Consider the following 19,175-nt stretch of genomic DNA (forward strand, 5'->3'; position numbering starts at 1 on the left):
GCTAGACCAGAATCCCTCGCTGAGGCAATGGCCGACGCACAGGCACGGCATCTGCAGCGTCCCGCGCCGGACGCCTTGCAGGCTGGCGAAGCTGCTTCCAGAACACCTGAAGCAACGCATCCCGCTGCTGATCGTCGCGGATCGCCCGCTCGGCTGCGGCCAACACGGCTTCGTTCATGACGTTACCACCTCATCATCAGCGTGCCGTTGCGCCAGCGCCCGCTGCAGTGCGACCAGCTGCCCCTCGATGCTGGCATCGATCACGCAATCCTCGGCTTCCAGGCGGCAGCCACCTAGCGCAAGCCGGGCATCAGCGCTTAGCTCCACAGGCCCCGCCTCGGGAAACTGCACCAGGACCTCATCCAGGCGCTGACGAACCTCGTCGAGCTGATCCGGACGAACGTGCAGCACCAGCGGCTCCCGTGGGCTGACCTGAGCCAGCGCCTGGCGGGTCGCGGCCAATGTCAGCACGATGTCGGGATACTCCCCCAGCACCTTGCATACGGCCTGCTGCACTACCTCGCTCATTGCCCGGTCGGCCCGGCGATAGAATTCGGCACAGCGCAATCGCGTCCCGTGCAGCAACGCCGCCTGCTCCACGGCGGCCATTTCCAACCCGATCTCCCGCCCGAGCCGCTGATGCTCTTCGAGCACCGCATCGGCCCGGGAGTCGATTTCTCGGGCACGCTGCCGGGCATTTTCGGTCAATGCGCGGGTGTCGAGATACTGCTGGTAATCCGCGCCGCGCAGTACGGTCTGGTTTGGATCGATCATCGGGCGGGCATCGATCAGTTCAATAAATGGCAACATTCCGGGCTCCTGTCTCGGGCCACTTTCATGCAAAGAATGCGGGCCAGGCCGCGTTGTTCATCATCCATCGGCCAAGTTGGCACGCCTGGCCCGCCTGGCAGGCGAAGAGCCAGGCGTCGCGCGAATCCCGGATCGACCTCCCCGCAGGCCTGTAGCCAGAACGCCAGGCCACAACCACGCAGGTACGCGTCCAGCTCACCGTCTGGCAGCGCCCGTTGCCAGTCGGCAGGCCAAGGGCCGATGACCAGGCGCCACTGTTCCAGGCAATAGCGAAGGCCCTGCGGGTCCAGCGCCAGCCGCAAGCGCGAATGGCCCGGGCGATCGAGTACCTGCTGGATGGCCTGGCCGTGCAGCAGCCCCCCCAGGCTGGACAACACCTGCTCCAACGCTGGTTGCGCAAAAAGGGCCAGCCTGCCGAGTCGCCCTGGCATGTCGAACGGCTCGGACAGCTCCAGCACCGAGATCAGCCAGCCGTTGACCGCACCACTCTCCCGCCAATGGGGCAAGGCCTGAATTGCCTGGCCCAGAACCTCAGGACAATGGCTCATGTGCAGGTAGTGCGCCGGGCAGAAGCGAAGCTGGAACTCAGTCATGCCCTCTGCCGCCACCACAGGTACTGCGCCAGGTTGCTAAGCACCAGCACTCCCAGCAATACGCCCAGCAGCGTCACCAGCCGCCAGCGCGAACCCTCCAGTACCTGTATCGACAACAGCGTCACATGACGCAGGCCTGCCAGCGGCTGGCTGGCCTGTGTCGACGGCACCAGAACCACGCTGATGCGCTCGTAGTCCAGGCCTTCGATACTGTTGCTCAACAGCTGCTTCATCTGTCCGGTATACAGGTCCAGCGCCGCATCCGCCGCGTGCTTGATGAAGATCGACGCCGACGCCGCGCCGACCTGCCGGCGCAGGCCGTCATGGGGTTCCGGCAACACCACATGCACCCGCGCCACCAATACGCCATCGATCTCGGACAGGGTCCGTGACAGTTCCTGGGACTTCACATAGGTCAGCCGCGCCTGCTCCTCCAGCGGCGAGGAGATCAGGCTGTCCCGGGGAAACACGTCATTGACCGTGGAGAACATCTCGCGTGGGTAGCCCTGGCGCTTGAGTGCCGCCACCGCGCGACCGATGTCGGCTTCGTCGATCAGGATCTTCACCTTGCCGTCCTTGTCCTGGGCCTTCACCGCGCCGATACCCTCGGCGTCCAGCACCGCGAGCATTTCGTTGGCTTCGCGCTGGCCGAGGCCAAGGTAAAGCTCGACCCTGCACCCCCCCATTGCCAGCACCGCCAGAAGCAGCATGCACTGCCATGTTCTCTTCACCGGGCACCTACTGGGCTTTCATCAGGGTTTCGATGTTCTGCGTGGTGCGCCCCACGCCCTTGGCAATCAACTCCACCTGCAGGTTGGCGCGGATCAGCGCCCAATGGGCATCCATCAATGCCACGGGATCACCCGTGCCGGAGACCAGATTGACGTGCGCGCCTCGCCTGGCCTCGGCATGCTGCTGGCTGAGCTGACCGACCTGATGCAACAGTCCGTCCTCAGCGCTGCCGGCAGGACCGGCAAGCGCCTGCTCGAACTCGGCGACCTGCCCGGCGTCGGCAACCGGTGCCGACAGGGACTGCAAATCGGTGACCACTGGCGCTACCTCGATAATGCCACTCATGAGCTGCCCTCCACCGTGAAGGAATCATTCAGCAGGTCCATCGCCATGGCGAGCACTTGCAGGTTCATTTGCCGTGTGATTTCCACGCACGCCTGCTCGCGTGCCTGATCTGCAGCAAGGCTTGCCTGGAATTCAGTCGCGTGTTTGTCGTTGTGTGCCGGTATCGGGGCCAGTGTTTGCTGCACGCCGGAAAACAGCGTCAATCCCAGCGGGTTCATGCCACCACCTGGGCGCGCATGCCCTTGGCGAACCGCATCAGGTCGGGATCCTCGCTCAGCGCCATACGTTCGAGCCGTCGCTCCAGCGCAGCCATGTAGCCCAGCTGGCGCTCGCACAGTGCCAGCCAGGGCCCAAGGGATGGCCAGGGAGCCTCGTTGCCCTCTACAAGGGCCTCTTCGCAGCGCCCCTGCCCCATCAAACTGGCGATGCGAATCGCACTGGCGGCCTCCCTGGTCGCCGGCTCCCGGGCAAGCCATTGCGCAATAGACATGGCCTCGTCATGGTGGCAGTGCTCGACCCCCAGCAGGCCCAGGCGAGCCATCAGATTGTTCACGGAATGGTTCATGCTCAGAACTTCTGCAAGATGCTGCTGATGGTGTTCTTGAACGTCTGGCCAAGGGTCGCGTCGACCTGGAAGACGTTCGACCAGATGTTCGAACGGTGGCGCATGTCAGCCAGCAATGCCGGATCGTCACTTTTCTCGTTGAGTTTCTGGAGTGAGTCGAGTACCGCCTTGTTGGCCTGTTGCGCCTGCTTGACCATACCCTCGTGGACCATGTCCATGGTGTTGCTGGTGCCGTCGTAGAATCCGCTGCTGATGGTGGTCATTTCAGTGTTTCTCCAATTTATCGAGTATATTCAAGGCGGCCTCAAGGGCTGCCAGCTGGCTGTGCAACGCTTGGAACTCAACCGGCGGCAGGGGCTCTGTCATCTGCCTGAGGCAAGTCTGTCGCGCGTGCTCCAGCACCGAGAACATCCGTGCCTGCCTGCGTGGGTCACGTACCTCTTGCATGAGTTCATCCATCATCTGCCGATCTCTCTTTCAGGTTGATCACGTAGTCCCGGCCACCCTTGCTCAGCGTGATCGCCTGATCATCAATTGCCAGGATGCGCATTCCGGAAGGCATCAGCGCCCCCACGGGATAACGATGGTTGTCAGTCAGTGTCACGAAGGGCAATCGTCCCAGTGACACGCCTCGAACAGGAAAATCGAGTTTGCCGGACGCAGGCGCCCTGCCCTCGTCGATCAGCCGCAACGACGGGTGGTCGCCGAATGCCTCGCGATACTGCCGCTGGAGATTTTGGTAGTCCTGGCGCTGGCGCTCCCCAAGCGCCCCACGCAGCACCAGGGTGTCCCCCTGGTCCACGACGCTCAAGCTGTCCTCCAGCCGCCACTCGCGCAGCAGATGCGCCAATTTCGTCCGAGCTTGCACCTGGGGCCGAGGCGCAGGCGCGACTGGGACAGCCACTGCCGTGGGGGTGTCCTGCGACCCTGTCTGGGGAGTCAACACTTGCGTGAGCAGCACGAGCAGCATGAGCAACCCAGCCGCGGGCACCATGAACCAGCCACGCCGCACACCAGACTGCTCAGCCTGTGCGCAGGGTCGCTCGGCAAACACGTCGTGCTGATTGCAGAAGGCCCAGTGCAACGGGCCGCAACATTGAATCGCCAGCGCCTGCAACTCGGCATCTGCTGCCACCTTCCGCCCAGCCTGAGTGGGGGGTTCGGCCGATCCCCACTCCAGCAGGCGCACGCCACCGGCCTCCACCATCAGTACCAGGTGAACCGAGGCTATCCCTGCATCCATCAGGACCAGGTCGGCCTGGGCCGGGTCGGCGCCAATGACCACCCGACCGTGTGCCAGGGACACCTCGGCGCCAGCGTTCAAACCACTGTAGATGCGCAGTTTCCAGGTCATTTCAGGCACGCTCGCCAAGCCCGGGATCAATCAGCCTCGGCTCGATCAGGAACAGCCGGACCGAGCGACGCGTGTTGTTCGAGTGATAGCGAAACAAGGCTCCCAGGAAAGGAATGTCACCCAGCAAGGGGACCTTGCGGATGCTTTCGCTTGACTCGTCGCGATGGATGCCACCGATCATGAGGCTCTGCCCAAGATCAACCCGGGCCAGCGTGTCGATGACCGTGCGGCTGATGGTGGGAATACCGTCGGGGCCGGTGCTGTTGGGCTTCTGGTTGCCATCCTCGATATGCAGGCTCAGGCTGATTTCCGGCCGGTCCGCATTGCGGATCAGGCGCGGCGTCATCTTCAACAAGGTGCCGTAGGTGATCGCCTTGAGCTCGGCCACCCGTTCGCCCATCACCCGCACATAGTAGGTTTCACTGTGGTCGATCACCGCCAGGGTGTTTTCCTGGGTCAGCAAGGTCGGCCGCGACACCACCTGGGCATGGCCTTCGCCCTGCATCAGGGTCACCTTGGCCAGCAAGCGGTCGACGCCTCGGCTATCGACCAGGCTGCCGGCCAGCGATCCCTCGGCCTGGCCAGCGGAGGTACGGATGTCGATCAACTGGTGCTTGCCGGTACCGATACCCACCTGCCATTGCACCCCCAACTCCGACAAGTGCTCGGCATTGATGTCGAGTATTGTCAGGCCCACTTCGATCCGCGCCGCGGGCCGGTCCAACGCCATCACCAGGCGCCTGTACATGGGCAGGCGCTCGGCGTGATCACGCACGATGATGGCATTGAGCGACGGTTCGGCCTGGACCACGGCACGCCCTGGACGCACGGAGGCGCCCTCTCCCACAGGCTGACCATCGACCGTCACCACATTGGCATCGGCCAGAACCCGGGAAAGAATCGTCGCCACGCCGGGCACCGCCACCTTCTGGTCGCGATAGTCGATCTCACGATCCTCGGCCACCGCATGCCTGAGCGGGATCACCTCGACGCTGAGGCTGCCGCCCAGCTCGTCATGCAGGCTCGCCTGCTGTTCCAGGGCCTTGACCGTCTGCTCGACCCGATCCAGATAGCGGGGTGGTCCCGATGCATACACCAGCCGTCCACCCGCCGCGGCACGCCAGGCGAAGCGCGAGGTCCAGCCACCACCCTCCTGGAGCGCGGCACGCAGTTGCGGCTCGCGTACCTTGTCCAGATGGATCAGCCGGGTCTGCACTTCGCTCGACTTGTCGACATGCAGCACCGCGCCGTCGTAGTACCAGGCCAGGTTGTAGAGCACGGCGACCTGCTCGAGAAAGGCTTGTGGATCCGGCTGCTCGAAGGTCGCGCTCACCTGATCCCTGACTTTGTCGCTCACCACCACCGATCCCTGGTAGTTGGCGGCGAAGTTGGCCAGTACGTCGCGCAGACTCTCGCCCTGGGCAACGTAGTGGAACGGCTCGTCCGACCAGTCCAGCGGCTCGCCGTGGGCGACAAGAGTGGCAAGCAGGGCCAACCCGGCGGCAAGCGATCTCATGGCAGCCATACGCTAGTCCCCCGGGCAATCAAAGGTGCCCGGCTGCGGCGTTGCGCGCACAGGATATCCAGAAGGGCGACCTGGACGCCCAGCACGTGCTCGAAAGTACCCACATCCCCCTGTGCCGCATCTATCCACGCCTCGAGCAGCAACTCGCCCTCAGCTGTCATCGCCAGCCGCTGCGGGCAATGCGCGGCCCACCCAGTGACCATGCCCAACAGACGGCGCAGGGTTTGCCGGTCGAGACCGGCGCCTTGCCCAACCACCGATGACAGCGAACTGCCAACCCGCCACTGAGTGCCACGCGGTTCGAGCCGCAGACCGTGGCCATCGATGCACAGGTGATAGACGCCGGCCTCATCGGCAAGCCAGGGCGCCATGCCCAGCCGCCGGGCCAGCTGCGTTGGAAGTCTGTTCATGCAGGATTTGTCCATGGAAGGTAGAGATTGGCGTCTAGCGGCGGGCATCGCTGGGTGTGCAACCGAAACGCCGGCGGTAACTCTGGCTGAAGTACGACTGGCTGGAGAAACCGCTTTCCATGGCGATGTCGACAATACTCATGCGCGTGTTCAGCAGCAGGTGATGCGCGTGGATGATCCTGCGCTCGGTGATCCAGGCCCGCGGCGAGCAGTTGTAGAACGAGCAGAACAGACTCTTGAACGCCGTCAGGCCAAGCCCGAAGGCTTCGGCGTATTGATCAAGGCGCCACTCGCGCAGGTAATGCTGCTCCATGAAGGCATGCAAGCGATCCGCATGACGATTGCCCTGCTGGCGCAAGGCCGCCAGCAATGTCCGCCCCTGCGGCCCGAACACCAGCAACAGCAGCAGCTCCTCCAGGCGCAGCATCGCCAGCATGGACGAGGTACCCTCCCCGCCGAGCGCAGCCAGACGGGTCACGCACTCCTGGGCCATGGCGCAAGGGTCAAGTCGCAGGGCATTCACACAGGGCTCGCCACAGCGCTCAAGGTGGCTCAGCTCTTTGCCATGCCGCTGCATGAACGCCTGCACGAAATTCACATCAAGCGGCAGCCACAGCACTTGGCATTCCACCCATCGGGTCGCTACCAGGTAGGTACCGCGCCTGACAAACAGCAGGTCGCCGGCCCGCAGCTCAATGACGGTGTCCTTCTCGCGCACGGCCAACTCACCCGCCATCACCGCGTAGAAGCCTTCCTTCCCCTGGGACGCAAACCCCGCCCCGACAACATCCATCTGCCGCCCTTGCACACACCAGTCCTCAACTGGAGAAATCCCTCTCGCACCAGGCCTTACGTCCCGTAGGCCCTTCAACACACCGGCCAGGTCGTTACAACCGGTATAGACATGGCGTTAGGCTACGGCGCTTTCCCAGGAATGGACGCAGGGATTTTCTTCACCTGACAGGTATCATTTCGCCATCACCTGTAAGGCGACAGGAAGCAAGAGGAGCAGCCAACAACTAAAAAAACGCGACAACACCCGATATCCCGGCAAGGCGCGCGGTCGCTACCGTGACAACCCCATCCAGAGAGAACTTGCCATGCCAGGCTCGAACTATGACTACGCGTTGACCCAGCTGTACGCCGCCTTGAAGCTGGAACCCCCTGCGGCCTTCGAGCCCGTGATCAGCCTGCGGGTAGGCCCCCATGTGTGCAACGTGACCGAGCACCCTGCCGACCAGCTGCTGATGTTCATTGAACTGCCCACCCTCGATGACGTGCGCTGGGGCGAACAGAACCTGTTCTGCCAGGACCTCTGCAAACCCCTGCTCGGGGCTGATCCGCTCACGGGCATGCAGGTGCTGTGGAACCGCCAGTCTCTGCTGCAAATGGATCGGGCCATGGTCCACCACCAGCTGGAGCAGCTGGTCCAGGCCGCCCACGACCTGGTGGCTGGAGAAGCACCATGACCCGCGCTCAGCGCCGCGTCCAGATTTGCGCCTCGCTCCAGCCGAGGGCGGCAAAATCCTCGGCGCGCAGCGACGCCTCCTCCTCGCAGAAGAACTCATCCAGTTGCGGAGGCCTGACCGCCGTATCGCTCAGCATCGCGTGCACCTGGCCGCGATGATGGATCTGGTGCTCGAACAGGTGTGACAGCAAGCGCAGGCGTGACTCATGCTGCATCCGCTGCGGTCGAACAATGCTGACATAGCGTCCGAGCTGGTCGTCACGCAGCTGTCGGCAATAGGTAATCAATCGCTGGTCAGCCTGTGCCTGCTGGGCGTGCAAATCGGTGCATGTGGCATAGGGCTGCTCGGGCACGAAAAAACGCTCGCCATCCGGGTCAGGTGCCGCACCGCGCTGCTCGCACTCCAGTGCGTCCAGGTAAAACCAGTCCACTGTCAGAAGATGGTTCAGGGTCGCCTTGATCGACGGGAAGAAGCTGCAACGAGGGGCGACGAACTCGTCCTGGGTCAGTTGCAGGCAAGCCTTGTACAGGCGGTGGTTGGCCCAGCCATTGTTGTAGGCCTGGGTCAGCAGATGATGCGACAGCGGCTCCATGGTCGGCTCCTTCAGGCGAAGCGTTGCAGTTGCATCTCCCGTAGCCGGCTCAGGGTCCGTTGGTACGGGAACGCCAGATACCCTTGAGTGTAGAGCGCTTCCAGCGGGACCTCGGCCTCCAGGTACAATGCCACCCGACGGTCGTAGCACTCGTCGACCAACGCGATGAAACGGCGCACGCTGTCATCCTTGGGCGCCAGGGTCGGCAGTTGGCGATCCCCGGCCTCGACCCGGGCCGCGCCATCCTCGGTGCCACGGGCGATACGCCCGGCCTGTTGCACGCCGCCCAGGGCTGGCACATCACTTACCAGAATGGCCGGAAAACGGTCGCACAACGCCATGAAGTCCGTGGCGGCCAGGGGCTGCTCGCACAGATCGGCGAATCGGCACCAGAGCGCCCGGGGGCTCTGGCGCACGACCCGCACATGGCGCGAACCGATCTGCACGGCCTGCGCGCTTCCGGGATCATCCGGGCTCAACTGTTCGAACACCGCAGCCAGCGCCCCGCCACCTCCCGCCGGCGCCACCCAGTAGCGCTGCCGCCATGCTCCTGGATGCAGGCGATGGTCCTGCTCGCCGGCCACCGGAAGCACCCGCATGTGCCGCTCGATGGCGGCGATGGCTGGCAGGAAGCGTTCACGGTTGAAACCGTCGCGATACAACTGACCGGGGGGCTGGTTGGACGTGGCGACGATCACCACGCCCTCGTCGAACAACACCTGGAACAGTCGGCCGAGGATGATCGCGTCACCGATATCGCTGACGAACAGCTCGTCGAAACACAGGACGCGGATCTCGCCGGCCAACGCCCGAGCCAATGCCTTGAGCGGGTCGGCGGTGCCGTTGAGCTGGAACAGGCGCTGGTGGACCCAGGCCATGAAGTGGTGGAAATGCTGGCGCCGGGCGGGTAGCGGCAGGCACCGGTGGAACAGGTCCATCAACCAGGTCTTGCCGCGGCCGACCGGGCCCCAGAGGTAAAGGCCCTGGGTCGGCTTGCCCTGGGCCAGGGCATCGAAGCAGCCCTGCAATGCAGTGACGGCCGCCGCCTGAGCCGGATCAGGAAAGAAACCGCGTTCGATGAGTGCTTGCTGGTAGAAGGATTCGGGCGTCATGCCCGCCATGTTACGACACTTTCGGCATTGTCGCGGGCGCGCCTGCTGCCACGCGACAGGTCCTCACCGGCATCAATCGTCTTTCAACCCCACCTTCAGCAATGCCCCATCCTTGGCATCGGTCAGCACATACACATAGCCATCCGGCCCTACCCGCACGTCACGGATCCGCGCCTTGAGGTCGCCCAGCAAGCGCTCTTCATGCACGATCTTGTCGCCATCTAGCTGCAGGCGGATCAACTCCCGGGTCGCCAGCGCGCCGATGAACAGGTTGTGGTCCCACGCCTTGAAGGTCGGGCTGTCATAGAACGCCATGCCGCTGATGCCCGGCGATTTCTCCCACACATGATGCGGGTCGACCATGCCCTGGACATGCTTGCCCTTGGCCTCCGGGATCGGCAACAGCGAGTAGTTGATGCCATGGGTGGCGATCGGCCAGCCGTAGTTCTTGCCGGGCCGCGGAATGTTGATCTCGTCGCCGCCACGGGGGCCGTGCTCGTGGGTCCACAGCTGGCCGGTCCAGGGATTCAGGGCCGCGCCCTGTTGGTTGCGGTGGCCGAACGACCAGATCTCCGGGCGCACGTTGTCGCGGCCGACGAAGGGGTTGTCCTTGGGTACCTCGCCATCGGGCAGGATACGCACGAGCTTGCCCTGCAGCTTGTCCAGGTCCTGGGCGGTGGGCCGCTGGTTGTTCTCGCCCAGGGCAATGAACAGGTAGCCGTCACGATCGAACACCAACCGAGAACCGAAGTGATTGCCTTCGGAGAGCTTGGGCTGCTGGCGGAAAATCACGGTGAAATTTTCCAGGCGCGCCCGGTCCTGCGACAGCTGGCCACGGCCGACCGCAGTCCCGGCCTTGCCGTCGGGGCCTTCCTCGGCAAACGACAAATACACCGTGCGATCCGTGGAAAAATCAGGCGACAGCACCACGTCGAGCAGGCCACCCTGCCCTTCGGCCCACACCTTGGGCACGCCGGACAACGGTGGGCCTACCTTGCCCTCGGCGCTGACAATGCGCAGGTTGCCGGGGCGCTCGCTCACCAGCATGTCCTTGTCACCCGGCAGGAAGGCCAGGGCCCAGGGGTTGCGCAGGCCGTCGGCGACGGTGCTGACGGTCAGCTGCCCCTCTTCACTGGGAAACTGTTGCTCGGCGGCCGCCTGGGCCAACAAGGGGAACAGACTGGCGGCCGCCAGGGAGATCATCCAGGTGCGTGGCGTCATGCTCGATTCCTTCGAAGGGGCTCACGGCACGCGCAGTGAGTCGCGTGGTGGCCGGGTGGGTTCCAGGTTCGGGGTTTGCTGCTCGCGGCGCAGATTGTCGCCGTTGCCGATACCGCGGTTGTCGAGGGTCGGCGGGCGCGGGTTGGGTTGCGTGGACGGGCCGCGCACCGGTGGGCTGGCGGGCACGCTGCCCTGGCGGCTGTTGGGGTTGGCGCGCATGATCGGGCTGTTGTACGGATTGTTGCTGTCATTGGCGGCCAGCAACGGCCCTGGCAGGGGCGCTGCCTGCAGCGGCAGGGCCAGCAACAAGCCAAGGCCCAGGATTGGCAAGGTGGGATTCATGCTTCACCTCCGGTACGAAAAGGCGCGCGCCTGGGTTGGATAGCCTAGGACGCGCCGGCCTGATCGCAAAAGGATGAATTTGGGTCCTGATGTTTCAGTATGGACCCTCTCTCTGCTGGCGACGACGCCATCAGGTGGGACTCATCACCAATACCCCCAATGGCGGCAGGTTCAGCGCCAGCGACAACGGCTGGCCATGGCTGGCGATCGCCTCGCAGGCCACCCCTCCGAGATTCCCCACATTCGATCCGGCATATAGCCCGGCATCGCTATTGAGCAACTCCTGCCACCGTTCGCCGAACGGCACGCCGATCCGGTAGCCCTCTCGCGGCACCGGGGTGAAGTTGGCAACCACCAGCAGAGGCTCGCCCTGGCTGCTCCAGCGCAACCAGGCGTACACACTGTTGTGCGCATCGTCGCCGATCAGCCACTGGAAGCCCTGGGCCCGGCAGTCCTGTTCGTGCAGCGCCGGCCGTTCACGGTACAGCCGGTTGAGGTCAGCCACCAGCTTCTGCACGCCCTGGTGCTCGGAGTACTGCAGCAGGTACCAGTCCAGTTGCTGGTCGTGGTTCCACTCGCGCCACTGGCCGAACTCGCAGCCCATGAACAGCAGCTTCTTGCCCGGGTGGGTCCACATGAAGGCCAGGTACGCCCGCAGGTTGGCGAACTTCTGCCAGCGATCGCCGGGCATCTTGTCGATCAGCGAGTGCTTGCCGTGGACCACTTCGTCGTGGGAAATCGGCAGGATGAAATGCTCGGAATAGGCGTAGATCAGCCCGAAGCTCATCTCGTTGTGATGATAGGTGCGGTGCACCGGGTCGTTCTGGATGTAGTGCAAGGTGTCGTGCATCCAGCCCATGTTCCACTTGTAGGCAAAGCCCAGTCCGCCCTGCTGCACCGGCTGGCTGACCCCGGGCCAGGCGGTGGATTCCTCGGCGATGATCAGCGCGCCCGGCGCTTCGTGGGCGGCGACACCATTTAGGTGGCGGATGAAGTCGATGGCTTCGAGGTTCTCGCGCCCGCCGTGGCGGTTGGGCACCCACTCGCCGGCCTTGCGCGAATAGTCGCGGTAGAGCATCGAGGCCACCGCGTCCACGCGCAAGCCGTCGATGTGGAAGTGCTTGAGCCAGTGCAGCGCCGAGGCCAGCATGAAGCCGCGCACCTCGTTGCGGCCGAGGTTGTAGATCAACGTGTTCCAGTCCTGGTGGAAGCCTTCCAGCGGGTTGTCGTACTCGTAAAGGGCGGTGCCGTCGAAACGCGCCAGGCCATGCTCGTCGGTGGGAAAATGCGCCGGCACCCAATCGAGGATCACGCCGATGCCACCCTGGTGGCAGGCATCGACGAAGAAGGCGAAGTCCTCGGCGCTGCCATAGCGCGAGGTCGGCGCGAACAGCGACAGCGGCTGGTAGCCCCAGGAGCCGCCGAAAGGGTGTTCCATGATCGGCATCAGCTCGATATGGGTGAAGCCCAGCTCCTGCACATAGGGCACCAGGCGCTCGGCCAGCTCGCGCCAGTTGTAGAAGCGCGCGACTTCGCCGGCATCGTCCAGCTCGCAGCGCCAGGAGCCGGCGTGCAGTTCGTAGATCGACAGTGGCGCGCTGTAGGCATGGCGCTGGGCGCGCTGCTCCATCCACTGGCCGTCGCGCCAGTCGTGGGCCAGGGCCCCGGCCACCTTCGAGGCGGTGCTCGGCGGCAGCTCCGTGGCGCGGGCCAGGGGGTCGGCCTTGAGCGGCAGCACGCCGTCCGCGCCCAGCACCTCGAACTTGTAGGTTTCGCCCACGCCGAGCCTGGGCACGAACAGTTCCCACACCCCGGCGCTGTGGCGCAGGCGCATGGGGTGACGGCGGCCGTCCCAGTTGTTGAAGTCGCCGACCACCGAGACCCGTCGGGCATTGGGCGCCCACACCGAAAAGCACACGCCCGCGACACCGTCGACCACGGTCGGCTGGGCACCGAAACGCCCGGACAGGTCGCGGTGGTTGCCTTCGGCGAACAGGTAGAGGTCCATGTCGCCCAGTTGCGGGCCGAAGCTGTAAGGGTCCTCGGTGACCTGCTCGCCGCCGGCCCAGCCGATCTGCAGCAGGTAGGCCCGTGCCTGATCGAGGTGCGCGGTGAACAGCCCCGGCACGCTGCCCTGCACCATTTCGGCAAGCACCTGCCCGTCATGGCGCGCCAGCAGGCGTGCACTCAGGGCATTGGGCAGGAAAGCGCGAACCAACAGGCCGCCCGCCCCATCGTCATGGGGACCCAGAACGGCAAATGGATCGGCGTGCTCGGCGCGAGCCAGGGCATCGAGGTCCCGCTGCCGAAGGCCGCCGTTGTCACGCGTGGTTGCATTCATCTAAGACTCTCCCCAGGTACTGATCAGTCCATGCAGGCCATGCAAAGGCACGGCCAGCCAATTGGGCCGGTTTTCGGCTTCATAGGTGATTTCGTAGGCAGCCTTCTCCAAGCAGAACAGCTCAAGCGCGGCGCGCTCGCCGTCGGCCTGCTGCCAGGCGTGGGGCATGGCGGCGGTGGCCAACCCGTAGGCCTCGACGAAAGCGTGACGCGACTGGTGCAGGTACTGCCGGGCGACCCGCTGGCGGGCCTGGCGCGCCGCCTCGGAGAGGTCTACCGCAGAGGCGCTGCGCAGGATCATCGCAGCAGCATAGTCGAAGGAGCGCAGCACGCCGCTGACATCCTTGTACGGGCTGTGTTTCGCCCGACGCTCGTCGAGCGGGCGCGCCGGCTCGCCCTCGAAATCGATCAGGTAGGCATCGCCCTGCACCACCAGCACCTGGCCCAGGTGCAGGTCGCCGTGCACGCGCATCAGCAAGCCGCCCCGGGCTTGCCGGGCGAGGTCGTCGACGTGCTGCTGCAGGCCGTCGCGCTGTTGCTGCAGATCGTCGACCAGCGCCTGGCTGTCGCGGTCAAGGGTGTCGCGGTGCTGGGCCAGCAGGTCGAGGGCGCGGGTCAGTTCGGCGCTGATCTGCCGGCTCCAGCGCTCGCTGTCCCGGGCATCGCTCGGGCGGGACTGGAACGCTGCGTCGTCGCTCGGCGCGGCCAGCAGCAGGTGCATCTCGCCCAGGCGTTGGCCGAGCAAGGCGGCAAACCCCGTCAGCTCGGCCAGGGCATCGGTATGCGCCTCCGGTTCGACGTTGCCGGGCTCCATCTGGTCGCGGATCGCCCGCTCCAGGGTATTCTGCGTCCAGTCCCAGGCATCGCCCTGGTTGCTCAGGTAGCCCTGGGCGATCATCAGCAGGTGCGGCTGCTCGCTGTCGTCCACGCGGCTGACCCAGGCCAGCAACGGCGAGATATTGGCAAAGCCGGCGGCGGTCAGGTAGGCGCTCATCTCCAGCTCCGGGTGAGTGCCCGGATTGACCCGACGGATCAACTTGAGCACCAGGCTGCCACCGACCACCACCGAACTGTTGGATTGCTCCGCGCCCAGGTAGCGCACCTCGCTCTGCGCATCGAGCTGCAGCGCGGCCAACTGCTCGGTGCTGTGGAAGCGCAGCTCGCCCAGGCCATCGCCACAGGCCAGCCGCAGGCCGTCCTGGCAGCCCTGGAGCACGGCGCGGATGAAGGGTTCAAGCACGAACGCATCGGTGATCAGCCCCACCTGACGGCCGCGGCGTACCCGCGACAGCGCCAGCTGCTGGGGCAGCGCGGCATTGATCTGCTCCTCTGGCAACAGGCCGAAGGGCAGTTGGTAGTAGGTGACCACGCCTTCGCTGTGCACCTCCAGCTCGCCAAGCAGCACCGGCAGCGCCGGGGTGGCGAAGCGCACGCCATAGCGCAGGCGCACCTGGTCGATCGGCCCTTCCTTGCCGGCGAACCAGCGACGCTTGGGCAGGTACTGCGGCAGGATCGACGCCTGCAAGGTTTCGCGGGAGGGCGACTCGAGCAGTTCCTCCATGCGCTTGCGCAGCACCAGGGTGGTCAGCTCGGGCAGCCCCTCGGCAGGCTGGACATGCCAGCTGGGCATGCGGTCGTGACTGGCCAGCAGGAACCAGTAGAAGCCATAGGGCGGCAGGGTCAACAGGAACGGCAGCTGGCCGATGGGCGGGAAGGCGCTGCCGCCAAGCATCTCCACCGGTACCTTGTCGGCGTACTGCGACAGTTCCAGCTCCGCCGCCTGGGCCGCCCGCGAGACGTTGGCCACGCACAGCACGATTTCGCTGTTGCCGTCGGCATCGGTGTATTCGCGGATGTACGCCAGCACCCGGCGATTGCTCGGCGTGAGCATCTTCAGGCTGCCACGGCCAAAGGCCTTCTGCTGCTTGCGCACCGCCAGCAGGCGGCGGTTCCAATTGAGCAGCGAATGCGGGTCGTGGGCCTGGGCTTCGACGTTGATGGTCTGGTAGCCGTACAGCGGGTCCATGATCGGCGGCAACACCAGGCGCTGCGGGTCGGCGCGGGAGAAGCCGCCGTTGCGGTCCGGCGACCACTGCATGGGGGTGCGCACGCCATCGCGGTCGCCCAGGTAGATGTTGTCGCCCATGCCCAGTTCGTCGCCGTAGTACAGCGTCGGCGTGCCGGGCATCGACAGCAGCAGGCTGGTGAGCAGCTCGATGCGCCGCCGGTCGCGTTGCAGCAGCGGTGCCAAGCGCCGGCGAATTCCTAAGTTGATGCGTGCGCGGCGGTCCTCGGCGTAGTAGTTCCACAGGTAGTCGCGCTCGCGGTCGGTGACCATCTCCAGAGTCAGCTCATCGTGGTTGCGCAGGAAGATCGCCCACTGGCAGTTGGCCGGGATCTCCGGGGTCTGGCGCAGGATGTCGGTGATCGGGAAGCGGTCTTCCATGGCCAGGGCCATGTACATGCGCGGCATCAACGGGAAGTGGAAGGCCATGTGGCATTCGTCGCCGTCGCCCTCGCCGAAGTACGGGCGGGTGTCCTCGGGCCACTGGTTGGCCTCGGCCAGGAGCATGCGGTCGGGGTAGTTGGCATCGATCTCGGCGCGGATGGCCTTGAGCACGGTGTGGGTTTCGGGGAGGTTCTCGTTGTTGGTGCCGTCGCGCTCGATCAGGTAGGGGATGGCGTCCAGGCGCAGGCCATCGACGCCGATGTCGAGCCAGAAGCGCATCACCCCGATCACTGCCTTGAGCACTTGCGGGTTGTCGAAATTGAGGTCCGGCTGGTGCGAGTAGAAGCGGTGCCAGAAGTACTGGCCTGCCACCGGGTCCCAGGTCCAGTTGGACTTCTCGGTGTCGAGGAAGATGATCCGCGTGCCGTCGTACTTCTGGTCATCGTCCGACCACACGTAGAAGTCCCGGGCCTTGCTGCCACGCTTGGCATGCCGGGCGCGCTGGAACCAGGGGTGCTGGTCGGAGGTGTGGTTGATGACCAGCTCGGTGATCACCCGCAGGCCGCGCTTGTGCGCCTCGGTGATGAAGCGCTTGGCATCGGCCATGCTGCCGTAGTCCGGGTGCACGGCCTTGTACTCGGCGATGTCATAGCCGTCATCGCGCCGGGGCGAAGGGTAGAACGGCAGCAGCCAGAGGGTGTTGACGCCCAGTTCGGCGATGTAGTCGAGCTTGCCGATCAGGCCTGCGAAATCACCGATGCCGTCGTTGTTCGCGTCGAAGAACGATTTTACGTGCAGTTGGTAGATCACCGCGTCCTTGTACCACAGCGGATCGTCGATGAAGGCTGCCGGGCGGGAACGCTTGGCCATTGGGGACTCCTTTCAGTGCTACGGGACCGTGTCGCCTGGATTGGGGCCGCTTTGCGGCCCCTTCATGTAGCCCTTTCGATGCGCCAGATACCGAACGGCTGGTGCCACGGCTCGATGCGCATCCACTGGGTCTTGCCATGCCAGGTCCAGCGCTGGCCATTCATCAGGTCCTCGCCCTGGGTGTCGGCGCTGTCGTCCAGCCCCAGCTCCCATAGCGGCAACTCGAAGCTGGCCTCCTGGGCGTTGTGCGGGTCGAGGCTGATGGCCACGAGGATGAAGTTGTCACGCTCGGGCGTGCGCTTGGCGAAGTAGAGAATGTTGTCATTCCAGCAGTTGAGGAACACCACCCCCAGGTGGGTCTGCAGGGCGCGGTTCTGCCGGCGGATACGGTTGAGCTGGGCGATCTCGGCGACGATGTTGCCGGACTGGGTGAAATCGCGTGGGCGGATCTCGTATTTCTCAGAATCCAGGTACTCCTCCTTGCCCGGCAACGGCGTGCCCTCGCACAGCTCGAAGCCCGAGTACATGCCCCACAGGCCCGAGCCCATGGTCGCCAGCGCGGCGCGGATAAGAAAGCCGGCACGGCCCGAGGTCTGCAGGAAGAACGGATTGATATCCGGCGTGTTGACGAAGAAATTGGGCCGGTAGCACTGGCTCCACGGCGGCTGGTTGAGCTCTTCGAAGTATTCGCGCAGCTCTTGCTTGGTATTGCGCCAGGTGAAGTAGGTGTAGCTCTGCGCGTAGCCGACCTTGCCCAGGCGCGCCATCATCGCCGGGCGGGTGAAGGCTTCGGCGAGGAAGATCACCTCGGGGTGCTGGCTACGCACATTGGCGATCAGCCATTGCCAGAACGGCAGCGGCTTGGTGTGCGGGTTGTCGACACGGAAGGTCTTCACCCCCTCCTCCACCCAGCCGACCACCACGTCGCGCAAGGCCAGCCACAGGCTCGGCACCGATTCGGGGGCGTAGAAGTCGACATTGACGATGTCCTGGTACTTCTTCGGTGGGTTCTCGGCGTAGCGGATGCTGCCGTCGGGGCGCCAGCTGAACCAGCCGGGGTGCTCCGTGAGCCAGGGGTGGTCCTGGGAACACTGGATGGCGAAGTCCAGGGCGATTTCCAGGCCGTGCTCGGCGGCGGCGGCAACCAGGCGGCGGAAGTCCTCGCGGCTGCCCAGCTGCGGGTGGATGGCATCGTGCCCGCCCTCGGGGCTGCCGATGGCGTAGGGGCTGCCGGGGTCACCGGGCTCGGCCTGCAAGGCATTGTTGCGGCCCTTGCGGTGCTTCATGCCGATGGGGTGGATCGGCGGGAAGTACAGCACGTCGAAGCCCATGTCGCGGATCATCGGCAGGCGCTGGTGCACGTCATTGAACGTACCATGGCGTTCAGGATCGTCGGTGATCGATCGCGGAAACAGTTCGTACCAGCTGCCGAACAGTGCTGCCTCGCGGTCCACATCCAGGGGAAACTCACGGCTTCGGGTGAGGTAACTGCGGTGCTCGGCCTCGGCCATCAGCTGGGCGGCATCAGGATGCAACAGCAACGCCACCTGGTCGTCCACCGGCAAATCCGGCAGGCGCTGTTGCAACCGTTCAAGCTGCTCGCGCAACAGTCCGTCGCTGCGCTCGATGCCCTGGCCCAGCAGCAGCCGGCCTTCCTCGAGTTCGAGCTTCACGTCCACACCGGCGGCGTACTTCTTCTCCAGGTCGTGGCAGAAGGTGGCGAACGGGTCGATCCAGGCCTCGATGCTGAACAGGTGCAAGCCCAGATCGGCGGGGGTGAAGTCCGCCAGCCACAGGTCGTTGCCCGGCGAGTGCATCGCCACGCAGTGCCAGCGCCGGCTGTGGGCCTGGCGCCAGTTCAGGCTCACCGCCAGGCGGTCGTGACCATCGCTGTAGACCTTGGCCGTCACCTCGACCTTGTGCCCGCGCACCGCCTTGGCGGCGAAGGTGCCGCCGTCGAGCACCGGGCTTGCGTCCTCGATCACGATGCGCGGCGCCAGCAGCGCCTGGGCCAGGCTGATGGCCTGGTCCGGGTGATCGTTGGCCATGGGCACGCTTTCGAACGGCTCTTTACCAGACATCGACCTGCTCCCCTGGGCTGGTGGCGGTAAGGGTTCAGAGCCGTGTTGGCGCACGGGGGTTCAAAAAAAATGAGCGTCGGGCGCAGGCCTGGGTCAAAGCCTTCGACACCGCTTCATTCATCCCGCGAGGCCAGGCCCATGAACATTCCTATTCCACCGGAGACACCCGACCCGAACATCGACGACCCGACCTTGCCGCCGCCGGTGCCCGAGGAGGATCCGGACGAGCTGCCGATCAAGCCGACCGTGCCGCCGACCGTGGGCGACCCGCCGAGCCAGGAGCCGCCGGTGAAAGCTTGAGGATAGACAAGGCTGCAGCAATTTGGCGCTTGGCCCGGCCCTGTCACGGGGCCGGCACTGAAAGC

At 65.0% G+C, this 19,175-nt stretch carries 22 protein-coding genes; 2 read left to right on the top strand and 20 right to left on the bottom strand.

Annotated elements, in window-relative coordinates; translation table 11 throughout:
• Window position 1: 1 nt before the first annotated feature.
• The 13 genes from ACVWZ5_RS03375 to ACVWZ5_RS03435 are packed head-to-tail and all read right to left on the bottom strand — an operon-like array spanning window position 2 to window position 7,127.
• Window positions 2–178: a hypothetical protein gene (locus tag ACVWZ5_RS03375; RefSeq protein WP_155721646.1), complete on the bottom strand. Its 177-nt coding sequence runs from the start codon at window positions 176–178 to the stop codon at window positions 2–4.
• Window positions 175–810 (bottom strand): HrpE/YscL family type III secretion apparatus protein, encoded by a 636-nt coding sequence (locus ACVWZ5_RS03380; RefSeq protein WP_301141331.1) that lies wholly within the window; start codon window positions 808–810, stop codon window positions 175–177. The genes ACVWZ5_RS03375 and ACVWZ5_RS03380 overlap by 4 nt, the downstream gene beginning before the upstream one ends.
• Window positions 789–1,403, bottom strand: coding sequence for a SctK family type III secretion system sorting platform protein (locus ACVWZ5_RS03385; RefSeq protein ID WP_062575701.1), 615 nt, complete (start codon window positions 1,401–1,403; stop codon window positions 789–791). Before ACVWZ5_RS03385 ends, ACVWZ5_RS03380 begins: the two co-directional genes overlap by 22 nt.
• The gene (sctJ, locus tag ACVWZ5_RS03390) at window positions 1,400–2,113 is read right to left on the bottom strand and encodes a type III secretion system inner membrane ring lipoprotein SctJ (protein ID WP_186599552.1); all 714 of its coding nucleotides are present in this window, start codon (window positions 2,111–2,113) and stop codon (window positions 1,400–1,402) included. The genes ACVWZ5_RS03385 and sctJ overlap by 4 nt, the downstream gene beginning before the upstream one ends.
• Before the next feature lie 28 nt (window positions 2,114–2,141).
• Complete coding sequence (gene sctI, locus ACVWZ5_RS03395) at window positions 2,142–2,480, bottom strand: type III secretion system inner rod subunit SctI (protein ID WP_062573460.1); 339 nt, start codon at window positions 2,478–2,480, stop codon at window positions 2,142–2,144.
• On the bottom strand, window positions 2,477–2,698 hold the full coding sequence (locus tag ACVWZ5_RS03400; protein ID WP_062573459.1) for a hypothetical protein: 222 nt from the start codon (window positions 2,696–2,698) through the stop codon (window positions 2,477–2,479). The genes sctI and ACVWZ5_RS03400 overlap by 4 nt, the downstream gene beginning before the upstream one ends.
• Window positions 2,695–3,045, bottom strand: a complete 351-nt coding sequence (locus ACVWZ5_RS03405) for a YscG family type III secretion system chaperone (protein WP_186599553.1) — start codon at window positions 3,043–3,045, stop codon at window positions 2,695–2,697. Before ACVWZ5_RS03405 ends, ACVWZ5_RS03400 begins: the two co-directional genes overlap by 4 nt.
• 2 nt (window positions 3,046–3,047) lie before the next feature.
• Entirely contained in the window at window positions 3,048–3,308 is a 261-nt protein-coding gene (locus ACVWZ5_RS03410) for an EscF/YscF/HrpA family type III secretion system needle major subunit (protein WP_062573457.1), read from the bottom strand.
• Between the two features lies 1 nt (window position 3,309).
• Window positions 3,310–3,507 carry an EscE/YscE/SsaE family type III secretion system needle protein co-chaperone gene (locus tag ACVWZ5_RS03415; RefSeq protein ID WP_062573456.1) on the bottom strand — a complete coding sequence of 66 codons (198 nt, stop codon included), beginning with the start codon at window positions 3,505–3,507 and terminating at the stop codon, window positions 3,310–3,312.
• The gene (locus ACVWZ5_RS03420; protein ID WP_457340401.1) at window positions 3,497–4,399 is read right to left on the bottom strand and encodes an FHA domain-containing protein; all 903 of its coding nucleotides are present in this window, start codon (window positions 4,397–4,399) and stop codon (window positions 3,497–3,499) included. Before ACVWZ5_RS03420 ends, ACVWZ5_RS03415 begins: the two co-directional genes overlap by 11 nt.
• Before the next feature lies 1 nt (window position 4,400).
• A complete protein-coding gene (sctC, locus tag ACVWZ5_RS03425) occupies window positions 4,401–5,924 on the bottom strand; it encodes a type III secretion system outer membrane ring subunit SctC (protein WP_084941346.1) in 1,524 nt (507 codons plus the stop codon).
• Window positions 5,912–6,334 (bottom strand): CesT family type III secretion system chaperone, encoded by a 423-nt coding sequence (locus ACVWZ5_RS03430; RefSeq protein WP_062573453.1) that lies wholly within the window; start codon window positions 6,332–6,334, stop codon window positions 5,912–5,914. Before ACVWZ5_RS03430 ends, sctC begins: the two co-directional genes overlap by 13 nt.
• A 34-nt stretch (window positions 6,335–6,368) precedes the next feature.
• Window positions 6,369–7,127, bottom strand: coding sequence for a helix-turn-helix transcriptional regulator (locus tag ACVWZ5_RS03435; protein ID WP_081100246.1), 759 nt, complete (start codon window positions 7,125–7,127; stop codon window positions 6,369–6,371).
• Window positions 7,128–7,434: 307 nt separating this feature from the next.
• On the opposite strand from ACVWZ5_RS03435, the gene ACVWZ5_RS03440 reads away from it, so the two are divergent.
• Window positions 7,435–7,803 carry a CesT family type III secretion system chaperone gene (locus ACVWZ5_RS03440; RefSeq protein WP_062573451.1) on the top strand — a complete coding sequence of 123 codons (369 nt, stop codon included), beginning with the start codon at window positions 7,435–7,437 and terminating at the stop codon, window positions 7,801–7,803.
• A 7-nt stretch (window positions 7,804–7,810) separates the two neighbouring features.
• Here the strand turns inward: ACVWZ5_RS03440 and ACVWZ5_RS03445 are convergent, their stop codons facing one another.
• The 7 genes from ACVWZ5_RS03445 to ACVWZ5_RS03475 all read right to left on the bottom strand — a co-directional run bounded on the left by ACVWZ5_RS03445 (window position 7,811) and on the right by ACVWZ5_RS03475 (window position 18,810).
• A complete protein-coding gene (locus ACVWZ5_RS03445; RefSeq protein WP_062573450.1) occupies window positions 7,811–8,395 on the bottom strand; it encodes a DinB family protein in 585 nt (194 codons plus the stop codon).
• Window positions 8,396–8,406: 11 nt separating this feature from the next.
• On the bottom strand, window positions 8,407–9,507 hold the full coding sequence (gene zapE, locus ACVWZ5_RS03450; protein ID WP_301141316.1) for a cell division protein ZapE: 1,101 nt from the start codon (window positions 9,505–9,507) through the stop codon (window positions 8,407–8,409).
• A gap of 72 nt (window positions 9,508–9,579) precedes the next feature.
• On the bottom strand, window positions 9,580–10,728 hold the full coding sequence (locus ACVWZ5_RS03455; RefSeq protein ID WP_084941345.1) for a PQQ-dependent sugar dehydrogenase: 1,149 nt from the start codon (window positions 10,726–10,728) through the stop codon (window positions 9,580–9,582).
• 21 nt (window positions 10,729–10,749) lie between these two features.
• The gene (locus ACVWZ5_RS03460; RefSeq protein WP_084941344.1) at window positions 10,750–11,070 is read right to left on the bottom strand and encodes a hypothetical protein; all 321 of its coding nucleotides are present in this window, start codon (window positions 11,068–11,070) and stop codon (window positions 10,750–10,752) included.
• A 130-nt stretch (window positions 11,071–11,200) separates the two neighbouring features.
• Window positions 11,201–13,411: a 1,4-alpha-glucan branching protein GlgB gene (gene glgB, locus ACVWZ5_RS03465; RefSeq protein WP_301141310.1), complete on the bottom strand. Its 2,211-nt coding sequence runs from the start codon at window positions 13,409–13,411 to the stop codon at window positions 11,201–11,203.
• Entirely contained in the window at window positions 13,412–16,729 is a 3,318-nt protein-coding gene (gene treS, locus ACVWZ5_RS03470; RefSeq protein WP_301141308.1) for a maltose alpha-D-glucosyltransferase, read from the bottom strand.
• 62 nt (window positions 16,730–16,791) lie between these two features.
• On the bottom strand, window positions 16,792–18,810 hold the full coding sequence (locus ACVWZ5_RS03475; protein ID WP_457340402.1) for an alpha-1,4-glucan--maltose-1-phosphate maltosyltransferase: 2,019 nt from the start codon (window positions 18,808–18,810) through the stop codon (window positions 16,792–16,794).
• 138 nt (window positions 18,811–18,948) lie between these two features.
• On the opposite strand from ACVWZ5_RS03475, the gene ACVWZ5_RS03480 reads away from it, so the two are divergent.
• A complete protein-coding gene (locus ACVWZ5_RS03480; RefSeq protein WP_167388392.1) occupies window positions 18,949–19,110 on the top strand; it encodes a hypothetical protein in 162 nt (53 codons plus the stop codon).
• Window positions 19,111–19,175: the final 65 nt, after the last annotated feature.

It is taken from the genome of Pseudomonas sp. TE6283 (assembly GCF_054060555.1).